Genomic DNA, 25,618 nt, shown 5'->3' with positions numbered 1-25,618 from the left:
AAGAAGCAACTTTAGTTCCACGTAACGGGATAAATCCCTCGCCACAGGTGAAGGGTGATGCCATCCCTTTGAAGTGAACAACATCGCTGTATCTGTCTGTTTTTTTGCAGGAGCAACTATGACCCGTCCAAACAAAACCACGCCGCCGCCCGTTATCGAGGCTTCGCGGATTCGTGAAGGGCTGCCTTTTCCACTGGGTGCAACCTGGGATGGCCTCGGGGTCAACTTCGCGCTGTTTTCAGCCAATGCCACCAAGGTCGAACTGTGCATTTTCGATGATACCGGCGAAGTCGAACTCGAACGCATCGAGCTGCCGGAGTACACCGACGAGATTTATCACGGTTACCTGCCGGATGCCCACCCGGGATTGATCTATGGCTACCGGGTCTATGGCCCCTATGATCCGGCGAACGGCCATCGCTTCAACCCGAACAAGCTGCTGATCGACCCCTACGCCAAACAGCTGGTCGGTCAATTGAAGTGGTCCGAAGCCCTGTTCGGCTACACCATCGGCCACCCCGACGGCGACCTCAGTTTCGACGAGCGCGACAGTGCCCCGTTCGTGCCAAAGTGCAAAGTCATCGACCCCGCGCACACCTGGGGCCACGACCAGCGCGTCAGCGTGCCTTGGGACAAGACCATCCTGTATGAAACCCACGTGCGCGGCCTCACCATGCGCCACCCGTCGGTGCCCGAGAACCTGCGCGGTACGTTCGCCGGGCTGATGGTCGACGATGTGCTGGAGCATATCCGCAAGCTCGGTGTCTCTTCGGTGGAACTGCTGCCCATCCATGCCTTCGTCAATGACCAGCACTTGCTGCACAAAGGCATGACCAATTACTGGGGCTACAACAGCATTGCCTTCTTCGCGCCCGACCCGCGCTACCTGGCCAGCGGCAAGATCGCCGAGTTCAAGGAGATGGTCGCTCACCTGCACGAGGCCAACCTGGAAGTCATCCTCGACGTGGTCTACAACCACACCGCCGAGGGCAACGAACAGGGCCCCACCCTGTCCATGCGCGGCATCGATAACGCCTCGTACTACCGGCTGATGCCCGACGACAAGCGCTACTACATCAACGACTCCGGAACCGGCAACACCCTGGACCTGAGCCATCCCTGCGTGCTGCAGATGGTCACCGACTCCCTGCGCTACTGGGCCACGGAAATGCACGTCGATGGCTTCCGCTTCGACCTGGCGACCATTCTCGGCCGTTACCATGACGGTTTCGACGAGCGCCACAGCTTCCTCGTCGCCTGTCGCCAGGATCCGGTGCTGCGCCAGGTGAAAATGATCGCCGAGCCTTGGGACTGCGGCCCCGGAGGCTACCAGGTGGGACGCTTCCCGCCGGGTTGGGTCGAGTGGAACGACAAGTTCCGCGACACGGTGCGGGCCTTCTGGAAGGGTGATGACGGCCAGCTCGCCGATTTTGCCAGCCGAATGACCGCCTCGGGCGAGATGTTCAACCAGCGTGGCCGGCGGCCGTATGCCTCGGTGAACTTCGTCACCGCCCACGACGGTTTCACCTTGCATGACCTGGTGTCGTACAACGACAAGCACAACGAAGCCAACGACGAGAACAATCAGGACGGCAGCAATAACAACCTGTCCTGGAACCATGGCGTCGAAGGCCCGACGGATGATCCGCAAATCAATGCGCTGCGCCATCGGCAGATGCGCAACTTCTTCGCCACCCTGCTGCTGGCCCAAGGCACGCCGATGATCGTCGCCGGCGACGAGTTTGCCCGTACCCAGCACGGCAACAACAACGCCTATTGCCAGGACAGCGAGATCGGCTGGGTCAACTGGGACCTGAGCGAGGATGGCGCGGCGCTGCTCAAGTTCGTCAGGCGCCTGATCAAGTTGCGCCTGACCTACCCGATCCTGCGACGCGGACGCTTCCTGGTGGGTAACTACAACGAGGACATCGGCGTCAAGGATGTGACTTGGCTGGCCCCGGACGGCAGCGAAATGACCATCGAACAATGGCAGGACAGCCATGGTCGCTGCCTCGGCATGCTGATGGACGGCCGCGCCCAGGAAACCGGTATTCGGCGCAAAGGGGGCGATGCGACGCTGCTGCTGGTGGTCAACGCGCATCATGACATCGTCAACTTCCGCTTGCCGGAAGTCCCGGAGGGGAGTTTCTGGACCTGTATGGTCGACACCAACCAGCCGACCGTTCGTGGACAGGAGCGCTTCGATTTCGATTCCGAATACTCCGTCACCGGACGCTCGCTGCTGCTGTTCGAACTGCAACGCGAAGAAGAGGATTGAAATACCTGCTGTAAACAGCCATAAGGAACCGCAAGGACGCGGTTTTTTATTCCACACCGTCCAGTTTCAAGAAAAAAATGCAGCTCAGATGCACATGTCACGAGACGGATCGGCTGACATGGTCAATACTTACCCCTGCGGTAGTCTCCAGGATTCGGAGCACTGTGAATCGCAGTCATGCCCCATCGGTGCCATCGGACAGTAGGCCCGGTGCATGGCTGAAAGATTGAATACACACAAGGATGTCGCTTATGAAGCCCGCCTCTCGCCTGCCTGGCCGGCAGCACCCGCAAATCTGGAACAGTGCCGCGCAACTGGCCGATATTCCGATCATCAGTACCCAGACACTCATTCCCGCCGGCGCTCGCGCCGTCATCCTGGCCCCGCACCCGGGCGATGAGATCGGGGCCTGTGGCGGATTGCTGCAGTTGCTGAACAACCTGGACCAGCCCATGTTGCTGATCTCGGTCACCGATGGCGCCCTCGCCCACCCCGGCTCACCGCTGTGGAACGACGAACGCCTGCGTGCACACCGCCCTCATCCCCAGGAAAGCGTCGACGCCCTGCATCGCCTGGGCATCGCTGCCCATGGCCTGCAATGGGTGCGCGGCGGTTTCCCGGAAAAAAACCTGGCCGAGCACGAAACCGAGCTGGCCACGTTCATTGCCCGTCACCTGCGCCCCGGTGACGTGGTGTTCAGCACCTGGCGCCAGGATGGCGACAGCGACCACGACACCGTCGGGCGCGCCGGAGCCCTGGCCGCCGACAGGATCGGAGTGGCGTTCAACGAGCTGCCGGTGTGGGCCTGGCACTGGCCGGTCCGCGAGCAGAATAAAATCCCCTGGCACCGGGCCCGCAAACTGCGGCTCGACGTCTGGACCACCGCCCGCAAACGTCACGCCATGCACGCCTACGTCAGCCAACTCAGCGGCGAACCGGCGAGCGGCATCGCCCCACTGTTGCCCAGGGTCATTCTTGACCGGATGGGCTTGCCCTATGAGATTGTCTTCATTTGAACGCCTGCCTGTTGTTCGCGGTGGCGGTGGTTCAGATACACCGCCATCGCGAGCAAGCTCGCTCCCACATTGGTTCCTTGGGAATGCAACCTCTGCGTGCGCCTCCCTGTGGGAGCAAGGCTTGCCCGCGATGGCGGTGGTACATTCAGTGATGATGTTGGATGTGCCGACGTCTTCGCGAGCAAGCCCGCTCCCACAATGGATCGGTGGGGACACGAAAAATCCGGAACTGCCGGTGTCTTGGATCAGTCGCATGAACAAGTACGTCTGATTCAGGAGTGAACGTGACTCAAGATCCCGATTGGCGAGCTGTCGAACCCATGCCATCGGACGCGCCTGCGGCGGTTCATCGGCTGCGGGTCCTGACGGTCAACACTCATAAGGGCTTCACCGCCCTCAACCGGCGCTTCATCCTGCCCGAATTGCGCGAAGCGGTGCGCAGTACCGGTGCCGATCTGGTGTTCCTGCAAGAAGTGCTCGGCGAACATGACCGCCACGCGTCACGCTACGACAACTGGCCCCAGACGTCCCAGTACGAATTCCTCGCCGACAGCATGTGGAGCGACTTCGCCTATGGCCGTAATGCGGTCTACCCCGATGGCCACCATGGCAACGCCTTGCTTTCCAAGTACCCGATCCGCCAATTCCGCAATCTCGATGTGTCCATCACCGGCCCCGAGCGGCGCGGGTTGCTGCATTGCGTGCTGGATGTGCCAGGCCACGCCGCGGTCCACGGGATCTGCGTGCATTTGAGCCTGCTGGAAAGCCATCGCCAGCTGCAGCTCAAACTGCTCTGCCAATTGCTCGACTCGCTGCCCGAGGACGCCCCGGTGATCATTGCCGGTGACTTCAATGACTGGCAACTGCGCGGCAACCTCGCCCTGGCCCGCCGAGGTTACTTGCACGAAGCCTTCGAGCACCACCTCGGCCGCCCCGCCAGAACCTATCCGGCCCGCTTCCCGCTGTTGCGCCTGGACCGCATCTACCTGCGCAACGCCAGCAGTCATTCCCCGCAAATACTGGGCAACAAGCCCTGGACCCACCTGAGCGATCATCTGCCGCTTTCGGTGGAAGTGCATTTGTAGAGCGCGCCTTCCCCCACGCTTTCCGCCCTTGGACCTGTAAGTTCTGACAGTAGCGACGCCCTTTATTCGTTGCTAGCGTGCCATTCCATACAGCGAGCGTTGCCAGGCCCTGTGTGCCATCTGTTGTGCAACCGATGCTGAAACCGGTGTCCATGGGGATGCCGATGCAGAGGGATAGCACATGATTCGGCACGATAAAGGATTCAATCGGCTGTTCAACGCCTTGTGGGTATCGGCTCCCTTCCTGTTACCCGCTCCCGCCGCCATGGCAGCCTGCACACTGGCGCCAACCGCAGGCAATGACACCTATGTCTGCGACAGCGGCACCAGCCCCGGGCTGACGGACCTTTCAGGCAACAACAGCCTGACCATGCCCGCCAACGGCAGCGGCGTCATTACGGGGGATGTCACGTTCGGCACCGGCGTCGATACCCTCGAAATCAACGCCAACGGCGTGATTGACGGTGATGTCGAGCAAGGCTCGGAAGCCGACTCTTTCGTCATGAACGGCGGCAGGATCCTCTCCCTGGCCCAAGGTGATGGTCTCGATCAATTCCTGATGACCGGTGGCACCATCGTCGATGCGTTCGAAGACGGCGACATCGCCAAGATGACGGGCGGTACCATCGGCCGGGTCGACATGAAGCTCGATGACAACGTTTTCGATATGTCCGGTGGCAATATCATCGGCAACCTGGTGACCGGTTTCGGCCAGGACACCATCATCCTCTCCGAGGGACGCATCGGCGGCAATGTCAGTGTCAGCGGCGGCAACGACAGCATTACCGTCAGCGGTGGCGAAATCCTCGGTGAAGTCCGGGCCAGTGCCGGCGATGACCAGTTTCGGTGGAGCGGCGGCCTCATTCACTCGGCCATCCTGATGGGTGACGGCAGCGACACAGCGTTATTGAGCAACCTCAATGAAACCCAGCTCGCTACCACACCCAGCCTGAACGGTGGCGCGGGCCAGGACGTCTTGACCTTCAGTGGCAGCACCTCCAGCACCGGCGCCCGTTATCTCAACTGGGAAACGGTCAACCTCACCCAGGGCTCGCAACTGGACCTCAACGACACACTGACCTTGGGTGACAGCGCCACCGGCACCGGGACGCTCAACATCGAGAGCGGCAGCACGCTGACGGCGACCCAAGGCGTCATCGCCCCTTTTACTGCCGGCCAACTGGCGACACTCAATAACGCCGGCACGATAGACCTTACCCAGGGCAACACCCGCACCAACGACACGCTTACCGTCCAGGGCAATTACGTCGGCGGCAACGGCCAGTTACACGTGCAAACGGTCGTCGGCGCCGATGGCTCGGCCAGCGACAAACTGGTGGTCAATGGCGGGACACTCACCGGCAATACCGCTATCACGGTCACGAACCTGGGCGGCACGGGCGCACTGACGACTCAGGATGGCATCGAAGTGGTCCAGGCCCTGGGTGGCGCGGTCAGTAACGTCAATGCCTTTTCGCTGGCGCAGTCCGTCTCGGCCGGCGCGTTCGATTACCGTCTGTTCAAGGGTGGCGTGAGCGGCAACCCAGACAACTGGTACCTGCGCTCCACCGTGGTCGCCGGGCCGGTAGCGGCGCCCATCCCGACGGCGCCTCCCGCGCCGGGCGCGCCCCCCGCCCCGACGCTGCCGCCCTTGCCAACCGCAGTGCCCGGCGCGGCCCCCATCCCGTTGTATCGCCCGGAAGTGCCGACCTGGTCGGTACTGCCTCCGGCGGCGGCGCAATTGACGTTGATGGCCCTCGGTACGTTCCATGACCGTCAGGGTGACCAGCGCCTGCTCACGGAAACCGGCGCGTTCGGCGCGGGTTGGGGCCGGGTCTATGGCGTAGACCTGGATAAAACCTGGGCCGGTACGGTGACGCCGCAGTTCGATGGGTCGATCAAGGGGTTCCAGGTGGGCAACGATCTGTACAGCTCGCTTCTGTCCGGCGGCCAGACCCAGCGCATTGGCTTCTTCGTCGGGCACACGGAATTGAACGGCGATGTCAAAGGCTTCAACCTGGGGTTCGAAGGCCGGCACGCCGGCAAGATAGAACTCGACGGCGACAGCTACGGGCTCTACTGGACGCTCACCGACCCCAGCGGCGGCTACGTCGACACCGTGGTGATGGGCACGCGATTGAACGGCGACAACCGTTCCGAGCGCGGCCTGAAAATCGACAATCGCGGGCACGCCTTGACCGCTTCGGCAGAGACCGGCTACCCCTTCAAGGTGACCACTGACTGGGACTTTGAACCCCAGGCCCAGATCATCTACCAAAAGGTTTCCCTGGATACGCAAAACGATGGGGTCTCCAAGGTCGAATTCGATTCCGACGGTGCCTGGACCGGCCGCCTCGGTGCGCGCCTCAAGGGCCGCTACCAGGTCAGCGGCATGCCCGTGGAACCGTACTTGCGCGCCAACCTCTGGCATACGTTTTCCGGCACCGATTCGGTGATATTCGACGACACCGAACGGGTCGAGACCCAACAGCGCGCCTCCACCGGTGACCTCGGGATTGGCGTCACCGTGAGCCTGGCGCCCACCGTCGCCCTGTACGCCGGCGCGAACTACAGCCAAAACCTCGACAGCAACCAGCAACACAGTGTCATGGGGAACGTCGGTTTGCGGATCAGTTGGTAGACGGGGTCTTGACGCCCCAATAGGCACCACAGTAACCCATTGAAATCAGCGCCTTATTGGCGCTGGTTTCAACTGCCAGGTCAGCGGCCTCGCTTTCGCTTGGGGACTCGAGTGTCCGGGGGGAAGATCGCAGCCTCGTTTCACTCGTCAGCTCCTACATAGCTCCTCTCCTGCATAGCTCCTGCAATGCAGTCCGGCGCAAGCAATCTGCCGCCACTTAAAAAACACCTCCATTAAGGCGTATAACGCTAAAAGCGTTTCATGCCTGCACATGGCTCATTTCATTGATGGAGTAACGACATGACCACAGCCCCCTTCCTCGCCAACCTGTTCCCCGGTGCCGCCGACATCCCCGACGCCTACCGCCTCGAAGGTCGGATCGAGCAGCGCGAATACCTGGTCGATGGCGTCCTGGAAACCTGGCAAGGGCCGCTGGCCGTCGTCCGCAGCCCCGTCTACCTGACCGGCGAGCTGGGTGATGAACAAGTGATTCTCGGCAGCACACCCCTGCTGGATGCCGAGACCGCCCTCACCGCCCTGGACGCCGCTGTCCGGGCTTACGATCGCGGCCAGGGCCAGTGGCCGACGATGCGCGTCGCCGAGCGCATCCGCCATGTGGAAACCTTCCTGGCGCGCATGCGCGAGCAGCGCGAGGCCGTGGTCAAGTTGCTGATGTGGGAGATCGGCAAAAATCTCAAGGACTCCCAGAAGGAATTCGACCGCACCTGCGATTACATCGTCGACACCATCAATGCCCTCAAGGAACTGGACCGCCGCTCCAGCCGGTTCGAGCTGGAACAGGACACCCTCGGGCAGATCCGCCGCGTTCCCCTGGGCGTGGCGTTGTGCATGGGGCCCTACAACTATCCACTGAACGAAACCTTCACCACCCTGATTCCGGCCTTGATCATGGGCAACACCGTCGTGTTCAAGCCGGCCAAGCTCGGTGTGCTGCTGGTGCGGCCGCTGCTCGAAGCCTTCCGCGACAGCTTCCCGGCGGGTGTGATCAACGTGATCTACGGCAGCGGCCGGGAAACCGTCAGCGCGCTGATGGCCAGCGGCAAGATCGACATCTTCGCCTTCATTGGCACCAACAAGGCCGCCAGCGACCTGAAGAAACTCCACCCGCGCCCGCACCGCTTGCGTGCCGCCCTGGGGCTGGATGCGAAGAATCCCGGGCTGGTGCTGCCGGATGTGGACCTGGACAACGCGGTCAGCGAGGCATTGACCGGCTCGCTGTCCTTCAACGGCCAACGCTGCACGGCGCTGAAAATCCTGTTTGTCCATGAAGACGTGGCACCGGCATTCATCGAAAAATTCAACGCCAGGCTGGCCGGCCTGAAACCCGGCATGCCGTGGGAAGAGGGTGTGGCGCTGACGCCCTTGCCCGAGGCGGGCAAGGTCGACTACCTGCATTCACTGGTCGCCGATGCGGTCGCCAAGGGTGCGGAGGTGAAGAATGTCCACGGTGGCGAATCGCGCAACTCATTCTTCTACCCGGCGGTACTGTACCCGGTGAACACGGCGATGCGGGTCTACCACGAAGAACAGTTCGGCCCGGTCGTGCCCATCGTGCCGTACCGCGACCTCAATACCGTGATCGATTACGTACTGGAGTCCGACTTCGGCCAGCAGCTCAGCATTTTCGGCACCGACCCGGCACAAGTCGGCAAGCTGGTGGACACCTTCGCCAACCAGGTCGGCCGCATCAACATCAACGCCCAGTGCCAGCGTGGCCCGGACACCTTCCCGTTCAATGGTCGGAAGAACTCGGCCGAGGGCACCTTGTCCGTCCATGATGCGCTGCGCACCTTTTCCATCCGCACGCTGGTGGCGACCAAGTTCCAGGAGAGCAACAAGGCGTTGATCAGCGACATCATCCGTGAGCGGGATTCCAACTTCCTGACCACGGACTACATCTTCTGAGCCACGCCCGGTGGGCTACGGCAGGGCTGGGCGACGCCACTTGATGCCCCAGCCCTGTTGCATGCCGGCAGCCGCCAGCAGGATCGCCGCCACCCCCAGCCACTGCAGCGGTTCGAGGCGATGGCCGAAGGCGAACCAGTCGACGAAGATCGCCGCGATGGGATAGATGAACGACAGGGCCCCGGTCAACGCGGTCGGCAACCGTTGGATGGCGCTGTACAGCAGCACGTACATCACGCCGGTATGCACCATGCCCAGGGTCAACAGGCTGGCCCAGGCCTGGGTGTGTTGCGGTAACGCCGAGAAGTTCGCCCAGGGCGCCAACAGCAATACGCCGGTGCTGACCTGGATCAGGGCGATCAGATGGGGTGGCGTGCCCGTCAGGCGCTTGATGATCAACGCCGCGACGGCGTACAACAACGCAGCCCCCAGCGCCAACGCAATGCCCAGCAGATAGTCACCGCCGCCCTGCCCTTGCTCACCATGGGCACTGACGATGGCCAGCATTCCGAGAAACGACACCGCCAGCCAGAACAGTTTTTGCGTGGTGATCTTCTCCCCCAGGAACAACGCCGCCAGCCCTACCAACATGAATGGCTGGACGTTGTACACCGCCGTGCCGATGGCAATCGAAGCACGGGAGTAAGAGGCAAATAACAACACCCAGTTACCGACGATCGCCACTCCACTGAGCACCGCCAGCAGGAAGGTGGCACGGGTGAGGATGCCGGGCCGCAAAAAGCCGAAACCGGCGCAGATCAGCAGCAAAGTCACCGCACCGAACACGCAGCGCCAGAACACCACATCCAGCACCGGCAAACCGGAAACCAGCACGAACCAACCAATGGTTCCGGAGATCAGCATGGCGGCGGTCATTTCCAGCGAACCACGGCGTAAGGTCTTGTCCATCTTCAGGCTCCTTCAGCAAGTGGGCACAGTATGCCGAGCCGACTGGGGCCTTCTCCATGGCTTGAAAAAGGCTAAACTGCGTTTCGACCTTTTTTATCAAGGCAACTTCACGCATTCGCCTAATGGAGCTGAAATGACTGACGACATTGACCAGATCCTCATCAGCGCCCTGATGGAAGACTCCCGACGCTCTCTCAAGGCCCTGGCAAACCTCAGCGGCCTGTCCTCCCCCAGTGTCGCCGAACGTCTTCGCCGGCTCGAGGAACGGGGCGTGCTCAGGGGCTACACCGTCGAGGTGGACCCCAAGTGCTTCGGCTATCAACTCCAGGCCATCGTGCGCATCCGCCCGCTGCCAGGGCAGTTGCAGGAAGTGGAGCGGCAGATCCAGGCCATCGCTGAATTCACCGAATGCGACAAGGTTACCGGCGACGACTGCTTCATCGCACGCCTGCATGTGCGCTCGATGGAACAGCTGGATACCTTGCTGGACAAGCTCAATGTCCACGCCGAGACCAATACAGCCATTGTCAAGAAGAGCCCGGTCAAGCGGCGGTTGCCGCCGATGGCGTGAGTGGAAACCGGCCTCGGGTCGTCCGAGGCCGGGAAAGAGGGTTATTCGAGTTCTTCCAACTCGGGGCTGCGCTGCACTTTGTGCACTTGTTCCTCAGGCGCGTTGCTCGCTTTGATCAACTTCAGCGTCTGGAGCTTGGTGCAGGCATTGACGCCGTCGGCATAGACGCCGCTGTGGTTGCACTTCCAGTCATAGAAATTGGCCAGGGCTCCGGACAGTTGCAGGCTGTAGTCCGTGCTTTGCGTACCCGGGCTGAACGGTTGACCGGCCGGAATGTTCTGGAACCATTGCATCCAGACATCGCCCCCCACAGTTGGCGGGTTGGCCTGGAACGTCGGGTTCATGATCGCCAATTGCTGGTACTCGGCGGTCATGTGGCAACTCAGGCAGGACGCCTGGGGATTGTCCACCGGCCCATTGAGTCGCCCATTCCAACCCAGGTGGGTCGGTGGCAGTTCCTGGGTGTTGGCGTTGATCGCGGTCTGTTTCAGGGCCGGGTTGATCTTGGTGACCACCGGCTTGGGGTTGGTGAAGTCGTTGCCGGTTTCCTTGGGATCATTGCCCCACATGATCCCCACCGGCACCAGGTTGTTCCAGTTCGCCTTGCCGGTCTTGGCGCCGTTGTATTGGAATGTGCCGAACAGCCAGCCGGTATCGCTCACGCGGGTGTCGCGCACGGCAATGTCCATCTGAATCAGCGCCACTTTGGTGACGTGCCGTTTTGTCGAAGTGAAGGTTTCGGCGGTGTAGGCGTTCCAGAGCAATGGGTTCGCCAGGAACGGCACTGTCTTGACGTCTATATCGGCGAACAGCGCCTTGCAGACCACCGTGCCGTTGGCAAAGCTCTTGGGTTTGGAGGTATAGCTTGGGTCTGGATTATCCGGGTCTTTCCAGACCTGGCCGATGGTGTAGGCCCCTATGTCGTTATAGATACCCACCGCGTAGGTCTGCCCGCTGTCGGTCTGCGTACTTGCCAGTTGCCCAGGCTGAATCGGTGCCTCCTTGGTCAGCCCGCTGATGCCTTCACGACCGTTGGGACCATAATGCTGCCAAGGCATGTGATACCACTGGCGAACCTTGTTCTTCTGTACTTTCCAGCCGATTTCAGTATTGCCTTCCAAGCAATATTTTTTCACTTCCTCCATGTACGGGCGCCAGGTTTCAAAGTCATTGGAGAATGTCTTGGGCAAATGTTGGAAAAATGCCGGTACCGACGATGCGCCCGGGGCCACCTTCGGATAATCCTGGCTGAGCTGGAACGGGGCTCCGGAGTATGCGCTCTTGGGCGGGGCGTAGCCGAAATCGGGGAAGACTCCGGCATGGACACTAGCGGTGGACAATGCCCCCGTCAGGGCCAGCCACGCGATGATCTTTCCTTGAGACTGCTTCATCAATATCTCCTTATAGGGAAGCGCCTGCTACCGCATCGGATTCCTGGCCGATGTGCAGGGCCTCCTTCTGTTATCAGGCTGCAGCACGATGCCCAAGCCTGCTCACGGTCCTGCGGAGTCGCCTTGATAGCCTCCCGATCCCAACGAACGGCCACGACCAGACCGGGCTCGGTGGCCAAATACGTGATAGGGGAACTTCAGGCAGGTAACCAAGCGATCCACTTCTTGCCTCCCATGGCAATACGCTTCCATTTCCTAGGTGTAGATCATTTATCCGAAGGTGCCATCTGTTTCAGATTCTTTGTTGGCCATTGGCCATAACTCGAAACACGGGCGAAAAAAAGCCCGCCGAAGCGGGCTTTTCGTTCATCTCGGATGCAATCAGTCGTCACGACCCATCAGGCCGAACAGCTGCAGCAGGCTGACGAACAGGTTGTAGATCGATACATACAGGCTGACAGTCGCCATGATGTAGTTGCGCTCGCCGCCGTGGATGATGGCGCTGGTCTGATACAGGATGCAGACCGACGAGAACAGCACGAAGCCGGCGCTGATCGCCAGTTGCAGGCCGCTGATCTGGAAGAAGAAGCTGGCCAGCACGGCTCCCATCAGGACGAAGAAACCCGCGGTGATGAAACCGCCGAGGAAACTCATGTCCTTGCGGGAAATCAGCACGTAGGCCGACAGGCCACCAAATACCAGGGCGGTCATGGCAAAGGCCGAGCTGACCACTTCGGCACCGCCCTGCATTTGCAGGTAGCGATTGAGGATCGGGCCGAGCAGGAAGCCCATGAAGCCGGTCAGGGCGAAAGCCGACACCAGGCCCCAGGCCGAATCACGGAGTTTGTTGGTGAGGAAGAAAAGGCCATAGAAACCGATCAGCACGACGAAGATGTTCGGGTAACCCACCCGCATCTGTTGTGCGACGTAGGCCATCACACCGCTGAAAGCGAGTGTGAGTGCCAGCAGGCCATAAGTGTTGCGCAGGACGCGGCTAACCTCTAGCTGCTCAGCCTGCACGCTGTTGTTCACTGCGTAATCCTGTTCGCGCATGGCGACACTCCTCCGGTTTTGAAACATTCAGTGGCAAGGATCATAACAGACGCTCTGTAACAAGCTACGTAGAGAGTTTGACAGTGTGTTTCATTCCGGTATTATGGCGCCCGCAACGCAATACGGAGGTGTGGCCGAGTGGTTTAAGGCAACGGTCTTGAAAACCGTCGACTGTAACAGGTCCATGAGTTCGAATCCCATCGCCTCCGCCATCTTCTAACGTCAAAGCCCTGATTATTCAGGGCTTTTTCGTGTCTGGCATTCTGAATACCTATCGCAGCTTCAGCATTGGACATCGCTATGGCAAACCCCGCCCCGCCACTCAAGGAAAGAAAAGTGACCAGCAAAACCATCGGCTCCATCGGTGCTGCAATCATCGGCATCGTCTTGTTGTGCGTACTGTTCGGCAGTTGGTACACGGTCGACGAGACCGAGCGTGGCGTGCTGCTGCGCAATGGGGCGCTGGTCGGAGTGGTTGAACCGGGATTGTCCTTCAAGACGCCCTTCATCGAATCCGTACGCATGATCAGCGTCCAGAGCCAAGTCACCGCTTACGAAGACCTGCAGGCCTACAGCAAGGACCAACAGTCCGCCCAGCTCAAGGTGTCCGTGTCCTGGCATATCGCCCCGTCCGATGTGGCGAAGGTCTATACCCAGTTCAAGGACCTTGAAGGCATCCGCGACCGGATGATCAGCCGCCAGGTGCCGACCCAGGTGGAAAACGTCTTTGGCAAGTTCAACGCCGTGGCTGCCGTGCAGAACCGCGTCCAACTGGTCAACGATATTTCCACGGCCATCAAGGCCACCATTACCGGGCCGGTGATCATCGACAGCGTCCAGGTCGAAAACATCGATTTCAGCGATGCCTACGAAAAAGCCATCGAGGCGCGCATGGCCGCTGAAGTCCAGGTCAAGACCCGCGAACAACAGCTCGCCACCGAGCAGGTCCAGGCCCAGATCCGCGTGACCCAGGCCCAGGCGGAAGCCGATTCGCAAGTGGCCCAGGCCAAGGCAGACGCCCTGGCGACCGAGCTGCGGGGCAAAGCCGAAGCCGAGGCCATCAAGGCGCGGGCCCAGGCCCTGGCCAGCAACCAGAACCTGGTGGAACTGACCAAGGCCGAACGCTGGAATGGCGTGCTGCCCACCACCGTGCTGCCGAACAGCGCCATGCCCTTCATCGACATCAAGTGACACCCCAGGCGCGGCCTCCCTGGCCGCGCCAGCTCCATCCCGGCGCGCCCCGAGCAAGCGTCGCCCCTCTCGTTAGCGCTACACTGCCAATGAATCCGACGTCCATCGTTAGCAGGGAGCTCAACGTGTACCCAGGCAAAAGCAGATCGACACGCCCTACCGTACGACGATTATCTCGTCTCCCCTTCGGCTCAGGCCTTGAGCAACTCCCTCCCCCCGGCAATTCACCGACGCATTCGATAAGCACCCTGGACAGGAGAGTCGCGTGACCACTCTTATCAAGAAATATAAATGGCCTGCCCTGTTGGCCGTCGCGCTTATTGTGTTTTCCGCACTGATATTCTTTTTGATCAAGTCATACACGTACGACTCATCGACCTACTTCGAGTCCCGCGACTTCATTCGTCAACTCAAACAATCCGATGCGAACTGGAACGGCAAGATCCTGAGGAAAAAGATCGGCATCAACAACAACCTGTCACTGGCCCCGCCCCCGGAGGCCGACAGTCGCTGGCAGCAGTTGGAACGACTCAACAATTCAGGCCCCTTGGCGGCGCTTTGGGCGTCCCGGCGCCGGGGTTATGTGGATGCCGTCAAGAACAAGACCTTGCTGGTTGAGCAATTCGAACAACACAACGCCCATCTGCGCACGTCCCTGGATGCGCTGCCGCAGGTCGAAGACCAGATTCAAGCGCTGCTCGAGGACATGCACATCGAAAGCCCCATGGAGCGCCTGACCGCGGCGTCCAATGTGCTTGAGTTGACCCTGACGACACTGGAGTTCGGGCTTTATGTCACGACAGACAAAGCCCGGGAAGTACAAGGCAAGCTGACTGAGCTGGAGCCGTACATTCACCAGTTGCCCGCCACCTATCAGGCGCCTTTCATCAGCCTCATCCAGCACGTCAAGACCATTGTCCAGGAGCAACCGGTGGTCAATGACCTGCTTGACCGCATCAGCGTCATTCCGGTTGCCCAGGAACTGGACAACATCAATGAGCTGTTGAACGAGACACAGCGCAGGACCGCCGCCACCGACCGTCAATACCACATCTACCTGGCCGTGTGCGCCAGCCTGATGGCACTGCTGATGATCTACCTGGCGGTGCGCCTGGTTCGCAGCTATGCCGTGATCAATCAGATCAACCAAGCGTTGCAATCGTCCAACGAACGCCTGGAAGAGCGCGTGCAGGAGCGTACCCGTGAATTGAAGGAAGCCGAACGCGAACTGGTGGACGCGGCCCGAATGGCGGGCATGGCCGAAATCGCGACGAATGTGTTGCACAACGTCGGCAATGTGCTCAACAGCGTCAATATTTCCGCCGAGCTGGTGACCCGCAAGTTGAGGAGCAGCAAGACGCTCGGACTTACCAAAGCCGTCAACATGATGAACGAACATGCCGAGGACCTTGGCCGGTTCATTACCCTTGATGAAAAAGGCCGGTTGCTGCCGCGTTACTTCAACGAGTTGGCCGACTCCATTGCCGCCGAACAGAAACTGCTTATCGATGAATTGGCACAGTTGACCAAGAGCATCGATCACATCAAGGAAATCGTCACGACTCAACAGACTTACGCAGGGGCCGCCAGGCTGATCGAACCGCTTAATGTCAGCGACCTGTTCGAAGATGCGCTGCGCATGAACTCGGGTGCCCTGAGCCGGCATCACGTCTGCGTCATCAAGGATTACCATGACGTACCCGCGATCATGGGAGACAAGCACAGGTTATTGCTGATCCTGATCAACTTGATCAGCAACGCCAAATTCGCCATGTCGCACATCAGCGAACATCCGCGTGAAATGACCCTGGGGATCCGTATCCTCGACGAAACCAAGCTGTGCCTGAGCGTCAAGGACTGCGGAGAAGGCATTTCCCCAGAGAACCTGACGCGCATCTTCAACCATGGTTTCACCACCCGCAAGGATGGTCATGGCTTTGGCCTGCACAGCTGCGCCCTGGCGGCGGTTGAAATGAACGGCCGCCTCCATGTCCATAGCGACGGCCCCGGGCAAGGTGCCCTGTTTACCCTGGAGATCCCGTTGGAGCTGGCGCGCGCCTGATCAGCGAAACACGCAGGCTGAGCCACCGCCATCGCGAGCAAGCTCGCTCCCACAGGGGATCTATGATGGACGCATTCTTGATGGGCACCCGGGAAAAACTGTGGGAGCGAGCTTGCTCGCGATGGCGGCGTGGCTGTCACCCAGATTTCGAATGTACTGACCGCATCGCGAGCAGGCTCGCTCCCACCTATTTCGTGTTCCCAGGCCGGCCGCTACGGTTTCTCCGGGTCGGCAATGCCGCCGCGTAGGCCAGCGCCTCCTCCCGGGACGCAAAGGAGCCCAAACGGTCAGCCTGGGTACAGACTCGCCATGGGCCGCTGTTTACGCTGAGCACGTCATAACCGTTGATGTGCATTTTCGTCATCATCGCAGTACTCATGATCACCTCCGACTTCAACAAGGGTGCATCGCCTACCATACACGCTGATGACCACGGCTGCCGACCGGACGTCGCGAAGCCGACTGCATCCGTGATGCCCTCAGTGGGAATCCGAATCCCACAACCAGTCCCACAATCCCGGCAAATGGACGGGCTCTGCACTGTGATCGACCGTCCGGGCCAAGGCCGCTCGCTCCAATGCCTGGTGGTCATCGTAGAACGGCCTGGGGGCGGTCCTCATGCCGGTCGCCTTGGCGCTGTCGAGCAGGATCTGCAGGTATTCGCGGGCATGTCGGGCGGTATAACGATTGATGTCGTGAAAAGTCACCACAACCGGGATGACCCCATCCACCGCTGGCAGTTGTCCGGCGGCGATGCGCTCGCGCACCTCGGAGAGTTGTCGGGTCAGGTTGATCCGTCGCCGCGGGCTCATCGTGATGCCCCAGACCTTGCCGTCATTGGCGCTCAGGTCGGTCAACAAGATGTGCAGGCCGTGTTGCCGGTAGGCCGCTGCGGTACGCCTGTCGAAACTCCAGAAAGGCGGCCTGACCAGGGACGGTGCCGCGCCGGTCATGGCGGCGATATCACTCCCGCCCCGGGTGAGCGATTGCTCCAGCTCATCAGGGCTCAGGAACCGATGATTGGTGTGCCAGTAGGTCGCCGTATGGAAACCCAGCACATGGCCTTCCTGCTGCTGGCGACGCATCACTGAGCGGCCGATATCACTGCCGCCGGCCCGCGGCCCGCGGGTCTGCAGAAAAAACACCGCCTTGATGCCAGGCTGCACCGGGTTGTCTGCAAGTGCGTCCAGCACCTCCAGGCTAGGGTTCCAGATAGACGATGCACTGGGTCCATCGTCGAATGTCAGCAGGAAACGGATCGGGGGTTGTTCGAGCAGGCGTTGTTCGGTTTGCGGCGTCAGTTCGATGGGGGCACCAATGCAGCCCGATAAACCGATGGCGAGGGCTGCAATGGACAGGACCCTGGCGATTTTTTTCATGTTTTGCCTTTAGTTGATGCCGCGTTGCTTCGCCTTTGATCCCTGGCCGACGGTGTTGAAGCCCACCTTGGAGAAGGGTAACCGGGTTTGGTTCCTTGCAGTGAACAATGGCTGTTCGCAAAATTGTTGTCGCCCCGCGCTTGAGCTTGAGCGGTATTAATTTGACCGTCTGGAAATTCGATGGAATTTTCCCAATGCCTTTGCATCCATCCGTATAGAACTATATTAGGGAGGATTTATGGGCGGGCCATCGCTTTACATCATTGACTACATACTCCATGGCGAACCCAAGTCATTCATTATTCGCGCAGAAGTGATGAATAACTCCGAGGCTTGGCATTGGGCCAGTTGCGACGCGGGAGTCGGGCGTATACCGAAATTCGGCAGGGAGAAGGTCAAGCGGGTTTCCAAGCCCCTGGCGGAAAAATACGGCATTACCGATGTACGCTGGCGGGCGAGCGTCGCGCCGACCTGGGTCAAGGAGTCCGGCTGAAATAACGTGTACCGTTCCGGCGCGCCGGTTGTCTGGCCGGGCGCCGGATTCTTCGACAGATCCGAAATAACTCAACTACGCTTAGACCACAGCATGGCCCGCCCCTGGCGGGTTTCGTGCTGCCTCATCAACCCTGAATGGAGGTGTGACATGTCCGAAAAAGAGTCCATCACCACCCTGCTCACCCTGTTGGAATCACGTCAGGCCAGGCTCACGGCAGCCTGCAAGGAAATCGCCGATTGGGTCGACCACCAAGGTGGGCACCCTACCGCGGTGCGTATCCGCGACCGGCTCGCGGACATCGACAAAGACGCTCCATCGATCCAGAGCGCGCTGACGTCACTCAAGCCCGCTGAGCCACCGCTGCCCAAGTTTCGCTGACACGCTACGTCAGAGGTTTCCCTCGAGTTCTACCGGTTGGAAAACTGATGGAACGCGGCCATTTTTTGCGCCTCGAAATGGATAGTCACCGGTGCAAAAGCCGCAGAGGGAAAATCACATGAATGCCAGAATCCTGCTATTGATCGCTTGTGCGAGCCCCGCCGCCGTCATGGCCCAAGGCTGCGACGTCATCACCCACTCCCAGAGCCAGTCGGTCCCGGTGATCGAAAGCCATAGCTGCTACGAATACAAAGGCATGCCCGCCGAAACCCTGGATTGGTCTTGCAGCAATGAAAGCAAGGGAACGCTCAGCACCCAAAAGCGTAAAGTCGAGCGTTGTGCCGAAGGATATGTGGCGACCTGCCAGGCCAGGCTGACCCAGGAAGCGCTGGCCAACCCGCGCTCAACCAGTAAAGACAAGCACGGAGGATCGGCCAACCTTCCCGACAACGCCAAAGTGAATTGGTATTACTACGATGTCGAGCAGCTACAGCAGGCCCAGGAAGACTGCGAAAGCACCGGCGGCGAGTGGAAAAGACAGTGACAGGCCGGGTACGTGCGGCGCAACTTGTTCGTTCCTAGCCCTTGCTGTGCTCCGGTGACGACGGCCCCTCCTTGATGCCACGGGGCCCGGCTACGCCCCAGATGACCAGCCCCAACACCGGCAGGATGATCAGCAGCAGCGCCCAGCCGGCCTTGGTCCCGGCCGACTTGTCGCTTCGAAAGACACTGACGATCGCCCATAGATCCACGAGTAGCAAAAGCACCGCGACAGCGATCCAGAAGTAACTGGCTAACTCAGACATGGCCTAATCCTCTTGTCGGTTTAAGGATTAGGCACAGCCGTTCAGGCACCGTTCAAAGAATTTCGCCTATGGCGCGTGCGGCAGCTACCCCCGCTCATTCAGATAAGCGACCCACCGCTCATAGGCTTCATGTTGACGCTGAACCGCCTCATCCCAAGTCGCTCCGCTCATTTGATGGACACATATGAGCTTCATCATTTCCGCTGTTGCCATATCGAGCTCCACCAGGAGTTCATGGGATTTGATCTTGAAGTCTTCAACGGTGGTCATCTGCCTGTCCTTCCCCCGACCGGGAGCAGCCATTGCACCCAACATGGATTCTTTTTTTCGAAGCTGATTCCCTTTGAGGCGATAGCCGGTCGAAAGCCTGGCGCTGACGGTAGGGAAGATCGACGAGAGCGATGACAGACTCAAATGAACCCAGCCTTTCCCAACCCGTCATGGTCGTACGGACAGGACCCTGAAAATCGATATTTGAACGAGCGACAGATGCCATGCTCAAATATTGCAGATATATTTCAATTTAATGACAGTCACGGATCGAACACCATCATGAAAATTCGAGCGACCGTCATCTGCGAAGACAATCGCCACGTCCTGCTGGTCCGCAAAGCCAATAGCCGCTGGACGCTTCCCGGCGGTACCGTCGAACGGGGAGAAACCCGTGAGGGCGCAGCCATCCGGGAACTGGCGGAAGAAACTGGCCTGGACGTCGAGAACCTGCTCTACCTGATGCGCATCAATGATGGGCAAACCGAGCACCACGTGTTCGAAGCGTCTGTCAGCGACTCGGCGGCGGCCCGGCCACAGAATGAAATCAGCGATTGTCTCTGGCACCCGCTGGATGCCATTGCCCAACTGCAAATGAAAAAAGGCACGCGGGATATTCTCGAGGCGTTTCGCCGGCGGTTGTGATGAGCCGGTACAAGCGGGAAACCGAAACGAACAAGGGTTTGCATCAGCTTTCGCTCGCAAACCCTTGATTTTAGATGGTGCCCGAAGCCGGAATCGAACCGGCACGCCCTTACGAGCGGGGGATTTTAAGTCCCATGCGTCTACCAGTTTCGCCATTCGGGCGGTAGCGCGATTAGCCATGGGAACGTCGGCAAATCCAATGGCCGAAGTCCTGGCTGGTGCAGCAAGAGGGGGAATATATACATCCCACCCCTGTGAAGCAAGGTCGCTTATGCCCTTTTCAAGACAAAACCTTTCAATGCTTCGAAAATAAAAAAGCTCCGTAAATCATAGATCTACAGAGCTTTTTAAAAGTGGAGGCCGAAGTCGGAATCGAACCGGCGTAGGTGGATTTGCAATCCACTGCATAACCATTTTGCTATTCGGCCTCAAGACGCTCGATGCGATGCAGCCACATCAACCGCGGTACAAACCTGATCAGGAGACAAGCCACTTGCTCAGCGCTATCTCCTTGAAAACATTGAGATTTTTTACGTCCCAGTGCGTTCGATGGGCGCAATTATGTACTCATTTGCCTAGGCTGACAACCCCTTGATTTCAAAAAAAATTCGTCGAACGATCAGCTTTTCCTCCCCTGGCCAACCAGCCAGCGAATCCCGGACCGCCCTGGCAAACGCTCGAACTGCAGCGCCATGATTCGCCTCATCGGAAAGCTCGCACGTCGACGGAACAACCGCACCTCCCCCGGCTCATTCCTTATGTCGCCCCTGGAGAATGAGGAAACCATCATGTCTGAACGACCCAAACTGGTTGCGAGCCGGGCAGCGGTGCCGACCCCGTCGCATCCCAATCTCGGCACGCCGGAGCGTGCGGTGTCTTTGCTGGCCGGCACGCTATTGATCGCCAATGGACTGCGCCAGGGCGGGCTCCAGGGTTGGCCGCAGGTGCTGTTGGGTGCCTGTGCCGCCTGGCGCGGTTATTCAGGCACATGCAGGATCAAGCGCGCGCTGACCCACACCCCCTTCGAACAAGCTTTCGAGCAGGATCGAGACTGGGACGGCAGCAAGGTGATCTCTCGTAGCATTACCGTGGGTAAACCAAGGGAAGCGATCTTCGCGTTCTGTCGCAACCCAGGTAATCTCGGTGCGTTGCTGCCCTGGGTCGATGCAATCGAACAGACCGGTGAACGCACCTATCGCTGGGTCGCCCACGGGCCGATGGATAAGACCCTGCATTGCGACATCGAACAGGACGAACCCAAGGACGGCCGAAAGCTGCATTGGACGGCCGCTCCGGGTACACGATTCAAGCATGACATCCAGATGCACTTCACTGATGCACCGGCCGGCCGAGGCACGCAGCTCAAGGTCATCGTCGCCTGCCAGACGCTCCCCGGTGCTGCGGGATATGCCCTGGCGGCCGCCCTTTCGAAGTTCTCGGACAAAGCCTTGTTGCACCTGCTGCGCAGCATCAAGCAACAACTGGAAACCGGCGAGGTGGCCACGCATCGAATGCACGCCCCCGGCACCAAGGATTTCTTGTTCGTCCATCCGGCCACCGATACCCCTCAAACACCGACCCACCAGCCGTCCACTGGAGGTAACGCCTGATGCGCGCATTGACTTGGCAAGGCCCGAACAAGCTACAAGTTGAAACCGTCGATGACCCGTCCATTATCAATCCCCGCGACGCTATCGTCCGGGTGAAAATGTCGTCGGTGTGTGGGTCAGACCTGCATCTGCTGGGAGGCTACGTACCAACTATGCAGGCCGGCGACATCATTGGCCATGAATTCATGGGTGAAGTCGTGGAGATCGGTTCAGCCGTCAGCTCATTGCGCAAAGGCGACCGGGTCGTCACGGTTTCGATCCTGGGTTGCGGCGAGTGCGAACATTGCAGGCGCTCGGATTTTTCCTGCTGCGACAACTCCAACCCCAATCCCAGCGCCACGGATCTCGCCTACGGCCAACCGGCATGCGGGATTATCGGCTACAGCCATGCGTTTGGCGGCTATGCCGGCAGCCATGCGACCTATATTCGCGTGCCGTTTGCCGACGTCAACCTGTTCAAGATTCCCGACGGCATCCGCGACGAGCAGGCGGTATTCGTCTCCGACGCGGTGCCCACCGGTTATTTCGCCGCCGATAACGCCAATATCCAAAAGGGCGATACCGTGGCGGTATGGGGGTGCGGCGGGGTCGGGTTGATGGCGATGTCCAGTGCCTGTTTGCTGGGGGCCGAACGGGTGATTGCCATCGACCGCCTGCCTGATCGCTTGCAACTGGCCGAAGAAAAGACCGGCGCCATCGCCCTCAACTATGAAACCACGGACGTGCATGCCGCCTTGCTGGAGCTCACCGGCGGCCGGGGCCCGGATCGCTGCATCGACTGTGTGGGCATGGAGGCCCATGGTACAGAGGTCGACTATCTCTACGACAAGACCAAGCAAATGCTGCGCCTGCACACCGAGCGCGGGACGGTGTTGCGCCAGTCGATCCGAGCCTGCCGCAAAGGCGGCACGGTCTCGGTGGTCGGGGTTTATGGCGGTCTGCTGGACAAATTTCCCATGGGGGCCATCGTCAATAAAGCCTTGACCTTGCGCTCCGGCCAACAGCCCGGACAGCGTTACGTGGAACGATTGTTCGAGCACATCCAGAAAGGTGAACTGGACCCCTCCTACCTGCTGACTCATCCAATGGGACTCGAACAGTCGGTAGAAGGTTATGCAATGTTCAAGGAGAAGACACAGAATTGTGTGCGGGCAGTGTTTCGGCCTGAGTGATTGCGCTGTTTGCAGGGCTGCGCACACACCAGCAGTCGCAGCCCTGCACCATTATGGGTAACATACCGGCCTTCCCGCAGCCCTTCTGCGACCTGCCCAATAAGCCCATTCCATGCCTTTCGAACTCAGCGTTGACCTCACTACCCTCGCTATCCTTGCCGTTGTCGCTTTCATTGCCGGCTTCATCGATGCCATTGCCGGTGGCGGTGGGCTGCTGACCACGCCGGCGCTGCTGACCGCAGGCTTGCCGCCTCACCTAGTCCTGGGGACCAACAAACTCAGCTCGACCTTCGGCTCGGCGACGGCCAGCTTCACCTTCTATAAGCGCAAGCTGTTCCACCCGAGGCAATGGACCCATGCCCTCGTCGGCACTCTGGTCGGGGCCCTGACCGGTGCCATCGTCGCCCATTACCTGCCTGCCGAGTGGCTGAACAAGATGCTGCCGGTGATCGTCTTCGCCTGCGGCCTGTACCTGTTGTTTGGCGGCACGCCCAAGGCACCGCTGGACAGCGATGCGCCGATCAAGAAGACATGGCAATCGTCCCAGGGTTTCAGCCTGGGTTTCTATGACGGCGTGGCCGGGCCCGGTACCGGTGCGTTCTGGACGGTCAGCAGCCTGCTGCTCTACCCCATCGACCTGGTGAAGGCCAGCGGCGTGGCGCGCAGCATGAATTTCGTCAGCAACATCGCGGCGTTGTCGGTGTTCGTCTTTTCCGGACAGGTGGACTGGGTCATCGGCCTGAGCATGGGCCTGTCGGTGATGATCGGCGCATTCTTCGGCGCTCGCACCGCCATCAGCGGCGGCGCGAAGTTCATCCGACCGGTGTTCATCACCGTGGTGCTGGGCTTGACCGTGCGCCTAGCCTGGCAGCACTGGTTCAGCGTGGCCTAAGCGCCGCGCCACATAAAGGTCGATCAGGTAGCGGGCGATCGAGCGCGAGGCCGGCAACGGTGGCAGGTCGTGGACGTTGAACCATTGGGCGTCCTCGATTTCATCTTCCTGGGGCACGATGTCGCCGCCGGCATATTCAGCGTGAAAACCGAGCATCATCGAATGGGGGAACGGCCAGCACTGGCTACCCATGTACTGGATGTTCTTCACTTCGATACTGACTTCTTCACGCACCTCCCGCACCAGGCAATCCTCGGCCGACTCGCCAGGCTCGGCAAACCCCGCCAGGGTGCTGTAGACGCCCGTGACGAAACGCGGCGAACGGGCCAGCAGGACTTCATCGCCGCGGGTAATCAACACGATCATGCTCGGTGAAATCCGCGGGTAATGACGCAGGTCACAGGCGTCGCAATACATGGCCCGCTCCAACGGAATCTGGCTCATGCGCTTGCCGCAACTGCCACAGAAACGATGCTCCCGGGCCCAGGTGCCGATCTGCGCCGCATAGCCCAACACCTTGTACAGCGTGTGGTCGCCCTCGAGCATGAACGCCCGCAGGCCTTTCCAGTTACAGCCAGGAATCTCCAGCGGGCTGTGCAACTCCAACAGGTAGACCGGCTCGCCATCCAGGTGACCGATGCCGTGTTCGGCGAGGATCGACAGGTCTTGGCGCTTGAGCCACTCGCGGGGGAACAGCGCGCCGTTGTCGTCGAACAGAAAGCCTTCCGGGCTACGGGCCACGGCCCAGCCGCCAGGAAGATCGGTATCGAGTACTGCGGTGGTCCAGCGTGAAGTCATGGTCAGTCAATCCAGAAATTCGGGTTTCTGTTTGCTCATATGGGCGGCCATGGCCACGCGCAGGTCGGTCGATTGCAGCATGGCGGCGTTCCAGGTGGCGACGTATTCCAGGCCGTCGTCGATGCTGTGGTCGCGCATGTAGCTGATCATTGCCTTGGTGCCGGTCACGGCGATCGGAGACTTGGCGGCGATTTCCCGGGCAATGCCCAGCACGCCGTCGAGCAGGCTGGCGGTGTCGCTGTACAGGCGATTGACCAAGCCGATGCTGCGCGCTTCTTCGGCACCGAAGGTGCGCCCCGTATAAGCGAGTTCACGCAGCATGCCGTCCCCGATGATCCGGGGCAAGCGTTGCAATGTGCCAACATCGGCAGCCATGCCGATATCGATTTCCTTGATGGAGAACTGGGCGTCCTCGGCGGCATAACGCATGTCGCACGCGGCGATCAGGTCGATGGCACCGCCCAGGCAATAGCCTTGAATGGCCGCGAGCACCGGCTTGCGGCAATTGTCCACGGCGTTGAACGAGGCTTGCAGTTGCAGGATCTTGCGCCGCAACAGGCGCGCATTGCGTCCCACGTCCTTGCCCAGCTCGTTGGCCACACCGGCCAGCATCATCAGGTCGATGCCAGAGGAAAAATGCTTGCCGGCACCGCTGAGCACCACCACCCGCGCCTCATCGGTGTCATCGATCCATTGGAAGATCTCGATGATCTCGCGCCAGAAATCAACGTTCATCGCATTGATCTTTTCCGGGCGATTGATCTGCACATGGGCGATGTTGTCGGCAAGTTCGACGTTGAACGCTTGGTATTTCGACATGGCAGTGATCCTTTACCGGCTGAAAAGAGGCCTGAACTATACCAAGCCATCGCGACAGGACGTAGGCAGTGCATCGGCCAAAAGCGGGACTTACAGCGCGAGAATCCCCCCCTGTGGGAGCGAGCTTGCTCGCGATAGCGGTGGGTCAGCTTGCAGCGATGGCGAATGTACTGCCGTCATCGCGAGCAAGCTCGCTCCCACAGGAGTTTTCAATGGACACACCCCCCTTT

Annotated in this window: 24 protein-coding genes and 3 tRNA genes; 16 read left to right on the top strand and 11 right to left on the bottom strand. The window is 60.0% G+C overall.

The features are described 5' to 3' along the window. The first annotated feature begins 118 nt into the window (after window positions 1–118). The 5 genes from glgX to BLQ55_RS08645 all read left to right on the top strand — a co-directional run bounded on the left by glgX (window position 119) and on the right by BLQ55_RS08645 (window position 8,946). A complete protein-coding gene (gene glgX / locus BLQ55_RS08665; protein WP_092253398.1) occupies window positions 119–2,278 on the top strand; it encodes a glycogen debranching protein GlgX in 2,160 nt (719 codons plus the stop codon). Window positions 2,279–2,529: 251 nt separating this feature from the next. Further along, window positions 2,530–3,294, top strand: coding sequence for a PIG-L deacetylase family protein (locus BLQ55_RS08660; RefSeq protein ID WP_092199433.1), 765 nt, complete (start codon window positions 2,530–2,532; stop codon window positions 3,292–3,294). A gap of 320 nt (window positions 3,295–3,614) precedes the next feature. Beyond that, on the top strand, window positions 3,615–4,379 hold the full coding sequence (locus BLQ55_RS08655) for an endonuclease/exonuclease/phosphatase family protein (protein ID WP_219738694.1): 765 nt from the start codon (window positions 3,615–3,617) through the stop codon (window positions 4,377–4,379). Between the two features lie 181 nt (window positions 4,380–4,560). After that, the gene (locus tag BLQ55_RS08650) at window positions 4,561–7,020 is read left to right on the top strand and encodes an autotransporter family protein (RefSeq protein ID WP_092253396.1); all 2,460 of its coding nucleotides are present in this window, start codon (window positions 4,561–4,563) and stop codon (window positions 7,018–7,020) included. 300 nt (window positions 7,021–7,320) lie between these two features. Beyond that, window positions 7,321–8,946, top strand: coding sequence for an NADP-dependent glyceraldehyde-3-phosphate dehydrogenase (locus BLQ55_RS08645; RefSeq protein WP_092199426.1), 1,626 nt, complete (start codon window positions 7,321–7,323; stop codon window positions 8,944–8,946). A 15-nt stretch (window positions 8,947–8,961) separates the two neighbouring features. Here BLQ55_RS08645 and BLQ55_RS08640 read toward each other — a convergent pair whose 3' ends face one another. Next, window positions 8,962–9,855, bottom strand: coding sequence for a DMT family transporter (locus tag BLQ55_RS08640; RefSeq protein ID WP_092199423.1), 894 nt, complete (start codon window positions 9,853–9,855; stop codon window positions 8,962–8,964). Window positions 9,856–9,988: 133 nt separating this feature from the next. On the opposite strand from BLQ55_RS08640, the gene BLQ55_RS08635 reads away from it, so the two are divergent. Beyond that, complete coding sequence (locus tag BLQ55_RS08635) at window positions 9,989–10,426, top strand: Lrp/AsnC family transcriptional regulator (protein ID WP_092199420.1); 438 nt, start codon at window positions 9,989–9,991, stop codon at window positions 10,424–10,426. A 41-nt stretch (window positions 10,427–10,467) separates the two neighbouring features. Here the strand turns inward: BLQ55_RS08635 and BLQ55_RS08630 are convergent, their stop codons facing one another. Both BLQ55_RS08630 and BLQ55_RS08625 read right to left on the bottom strand, forming a co-directional pair. Continuing rightward, on the bottom strand, window positions 10,468–11,817 hold the full coding sequence (locus BLQ55_RS08630; RefSeq protein ID WP_092199417.1) for a hypothetical protein: 1,350 nt from the start codon (window positions 11,815–11,817) through the stop codon (window positions 10,468–10,470). A gap of 381 nt (window positions 11,818–12,198) precedes the next feature. Further along, entirely contained in the window at window positions 12,199–12,870 is a 672-nt protein-coding gene (locus tag BLQ55_RS08625; protein WP_025213780.1) for a Bax inhibitor-1/YccA family protein, read from the bottom strand. 124 nt (window positions 12,871–12,994) lie between these two features. Between BLQ55_RS08625 and BLQ55_RS08620 the strand changes: the two genes are divergently transcribed. The 3 genes from BLQ55_RS08620 to BLQ55_RS08610 all read left to right on the top strand — a co-directional run bounded on the left by BLQ55_RS08620 (window position 12,995) and on the right by BLQ55_RS08610 (window position 16,123). Beyond that, window positions 12,995–13,082: transfer RNA gene (locus BLQ55_RS08620), tRNA-Ser, on the top strand. A gap of 124 nt (window positions 13,083–13,206) precedes the next feature. Further along, window positions 13,207–14,061, top strand: a complete 855-nt coding sequence (locus BLQ55_RS08615) for a prohibitin family protein (protein ID WP_081015426.1) — start codon at window positions 13,207–13,209, stop codon at window positions 14,059–14,061. A gap of 265 nt (window positions 14,062–14,326) precedes the next feature. Further along, a complete protein-coding gene (locus tag BLQ55_RS08610) occupies window positions 14,327–16,123 on the top strand; it encodes a DAHL domain-containing protein (protein ID WP_092253394.1) in 1,797 nt (598 codons plus the stop codon). A 187-nt stretch (window positions 16,124–16,310) separates the two neighbouring features. On the opposite strand, the gene BLQ55_RS08605 is transcribed toward BLQ55_RS08610, so the two are convergent. Together BLQ55_RS08605 and BLQ55_RS08600 are read right to left on the bottom strand one after the other, a co-directional pair. Beyond that, window positions 16,311–16,502 carry a DUF2188 domain-containing protein gene (locus tag BLQ55_RS08605; RefSeq protein WP_092199992.1) on the bottom strand — a complete coding sequence of 64 codons (192 nt, stop codon included), beginning with the start codon at window positions 16,500–16,502 and terminating at the stop codon, window positions 16,311–16,313. Window positions 16,503–16,602: 100 nt separating this feature from the next. Then, the gene (locus tag BLQ55_RS08600) at window positions 16,603–17,502 is read right to left on the bottom strand and encodes a polysaccharide deacetylase family protein (protein ID WP_092199411.1); all 900 of its coding nucleotides are present in this window, start codon (window positions 17,500–17,502) and stop codon (window positions 16,603–16,605) included. A gap of 238 nt (window positions 17,503–17,740) precedes the next feature. Between BLQ55_RS08600 and BLQ55_RS08595 the strand changes: the two genes are divergently transcribed. The 3 genes from BLQ55_RS08595 to BLQ55_RS08585 all read left to right on the top strand — a co-directional run bounded on the left by BLQ55_RS08595 (window position 17,741) and on the right by BLQ55_RS08585 (window position 18,920). Beyond that, entirely contained in the window at window positions 17,741–17,995 is a 255-nt protein-coding gene (locus BLQ55_RS08595; protein WP_060742222.1) for a DUF6555 family protein, read from the top strand. Window positions 17,996–18,145: 150 nt separating this feature from the next. Beyond that, window positions 18,146–18,376, top strand: a complete 231-nt coding sequence (locus BLQ55_RS08590) for a hypothetical protein (protein ID WP_092199408.1) — start codon at window positions 18,146–18,148, stop codon at window positions 18,374–18,376. Between the two features lie 118 nt (window positions 18,377–18,494). Beyond that, on the top strand, window positions 18,495–18,920 hold the full coding sequence (locus BLQ55_RS08585; protein WP_092199405.1) for a hypothetical protein: 426 nt from the start codon (window positions 18,495–18,497) through the stop codon (window positions 18,918–18,920). Between the two features lie 34 nt (window positions 18,921–18,954). On the opposite strand, the gene BLQ55_RS08580 is transcribed toward BLQ55_RS08585, so the two are convergent. Continuing rightward, window positions 18,955–19,182 (bottom strand): PLD nuclease N-terminal domain-containing protein, encoded by a 228-nt coding sequence (locus BLQ55_RS08580; protein ID WP_042731642.1) that lies wholly within the window; start codon window positions 19,180–19,182, stop codon window positions 18,955–18,957. A gap of 84 nt (window positions 19,183–19,266) precedes the next feature. Next, window positions 19,267–19,452, bottom strand: a complete 186-nt coding sequence (locus tag BLQ55_RS08575) for a hypothetical protein (protein ID WP_092253629.1) — start codon at window positions 19,450–19,452, stop codon at window positions 19,267–19,269. Between the two features lie 282 nt (window positions 19,453–19,734). On the opposite strand from BLQ55_RS08575, the gene BLQ55_RS08570 reads away from it, so the two are divergent. Beyond that, a complete protein-coding gene (locus tag BLQ55_RS08570) occupies window positions 19,735–20,097 on the top strand; it encodes an NUDIX hydrolase (protein WP_092199399.1) in 363 nt (120 codons plus the stop codon). Window positions 20,098–20,172: 75 nt separating this feature from the next. On the opposite strand, the gene BLQ55_RS08565 is transcribed toward BLQ55_RS08570, so the two are convergent. Then, window positions 20,173–20,259 (bottom strand) — tRNA-Leu (locus tag BLQ55_RS08565). 192 nt (window positions 20,260–20,451) lie between these two features. Next, window positions 20,452–20,525 (bottom strand) — tRNA-Cys (locus BLQ55_RS08560). A gap of 360 nt (window positions 20,526–20,885) precedes the next feature. On the opposite strand from BLQ55_RS08560, the gene BLQ55_RS08555 reads away from it, so the two are divergent. The 3 genes from BLQ55_RS08555 (at window position 20,886) to BLQ55_RS08545 (ending at window position 23,771) form a co-directional block, all read left to right on the top strand. Next, window positions 20,886–21,707: an SRPBCC family protein gene (locus BLQ55_RS08555; protein WP_176814195.1), complete on the top strand. Its 822-nt coding sequence runs from the start codon at window positions 20,886–20,888 to the stop codon at window positions 21,705–21,707. After that, window positions 21,707–22,879, top strand: coding sequence for a zinc-dependent alcohol dehydrogenase (locus tag BLQ55_RS08550; RefSeq protein ID WP_092253390.1), 1,173 nt, complete (start codon window positions 21,707–21,709; stop codon window positions 22,877–22,879). Before BLQ55_RS08555 ends, BLQ55_RS08550 begins: the two co-directional genes overlap by 1 nt. 112 nt (window positions 22,880–22,991) lie before the next feature. After that, a complete protein-coding gene (locus tag BLQ55_RS08545; RefSeq protein WP_092164354.1) occupies window positions 22,992–23,771 on the top strand; it encodes a TSUP family transporter in 780 nt (259 codons plus the stop codon). Here BLQ55_RS08545 and nudC read toward each other — a convergent pair. Next, window positions 23,739–24,569 (bottom strand): NAD(+) diphosphatase, encoded by an 831-nt coding sequence (gene nudC / locus BLQ55_RS08540; RefSeq protein ID WP_092253388.1) that lies wholly within the window; start codon window positions 24,567–24,569, stop codon window positions 23,739–23,741. The two genes, BLQ55_RS08545 and nudC, sit on opposite strands and share 33 nt — an antisense overlap. 6 nt (window positions 24,570–24,575) lie before the next feature. Next, window positions 24,576–25,388 (bottom strand): crotonase/enoyl-CoA hydratase family protein, encoded by an 813-nt coding sequence (locus BLQ55_RS08535; protein WP_092199387.1) that lies wholly within the window; start codon window positions 25,386–25,388, stop codon window positions 24,576–24,578. Window positions 25,389–25,618 lie beyond the last annotated feature (230 nt).

Source organism: Pseudomonas sp. NFACC13-1 (assembly GCF_900104425.1).
Lineage (GTDB): Bacteria > Pseudomonadota > Gammaproteobacteria > Pseudomonadales > Pseudomonadaceae > Aquipseudomonas > Aquipseudomonas fluorescens_AA.
The sequence above is the reverse complement of the archived record's forward strand: the minus strand, read 5'-3'. Positions and strand labels throughout refer to the sequence as shown.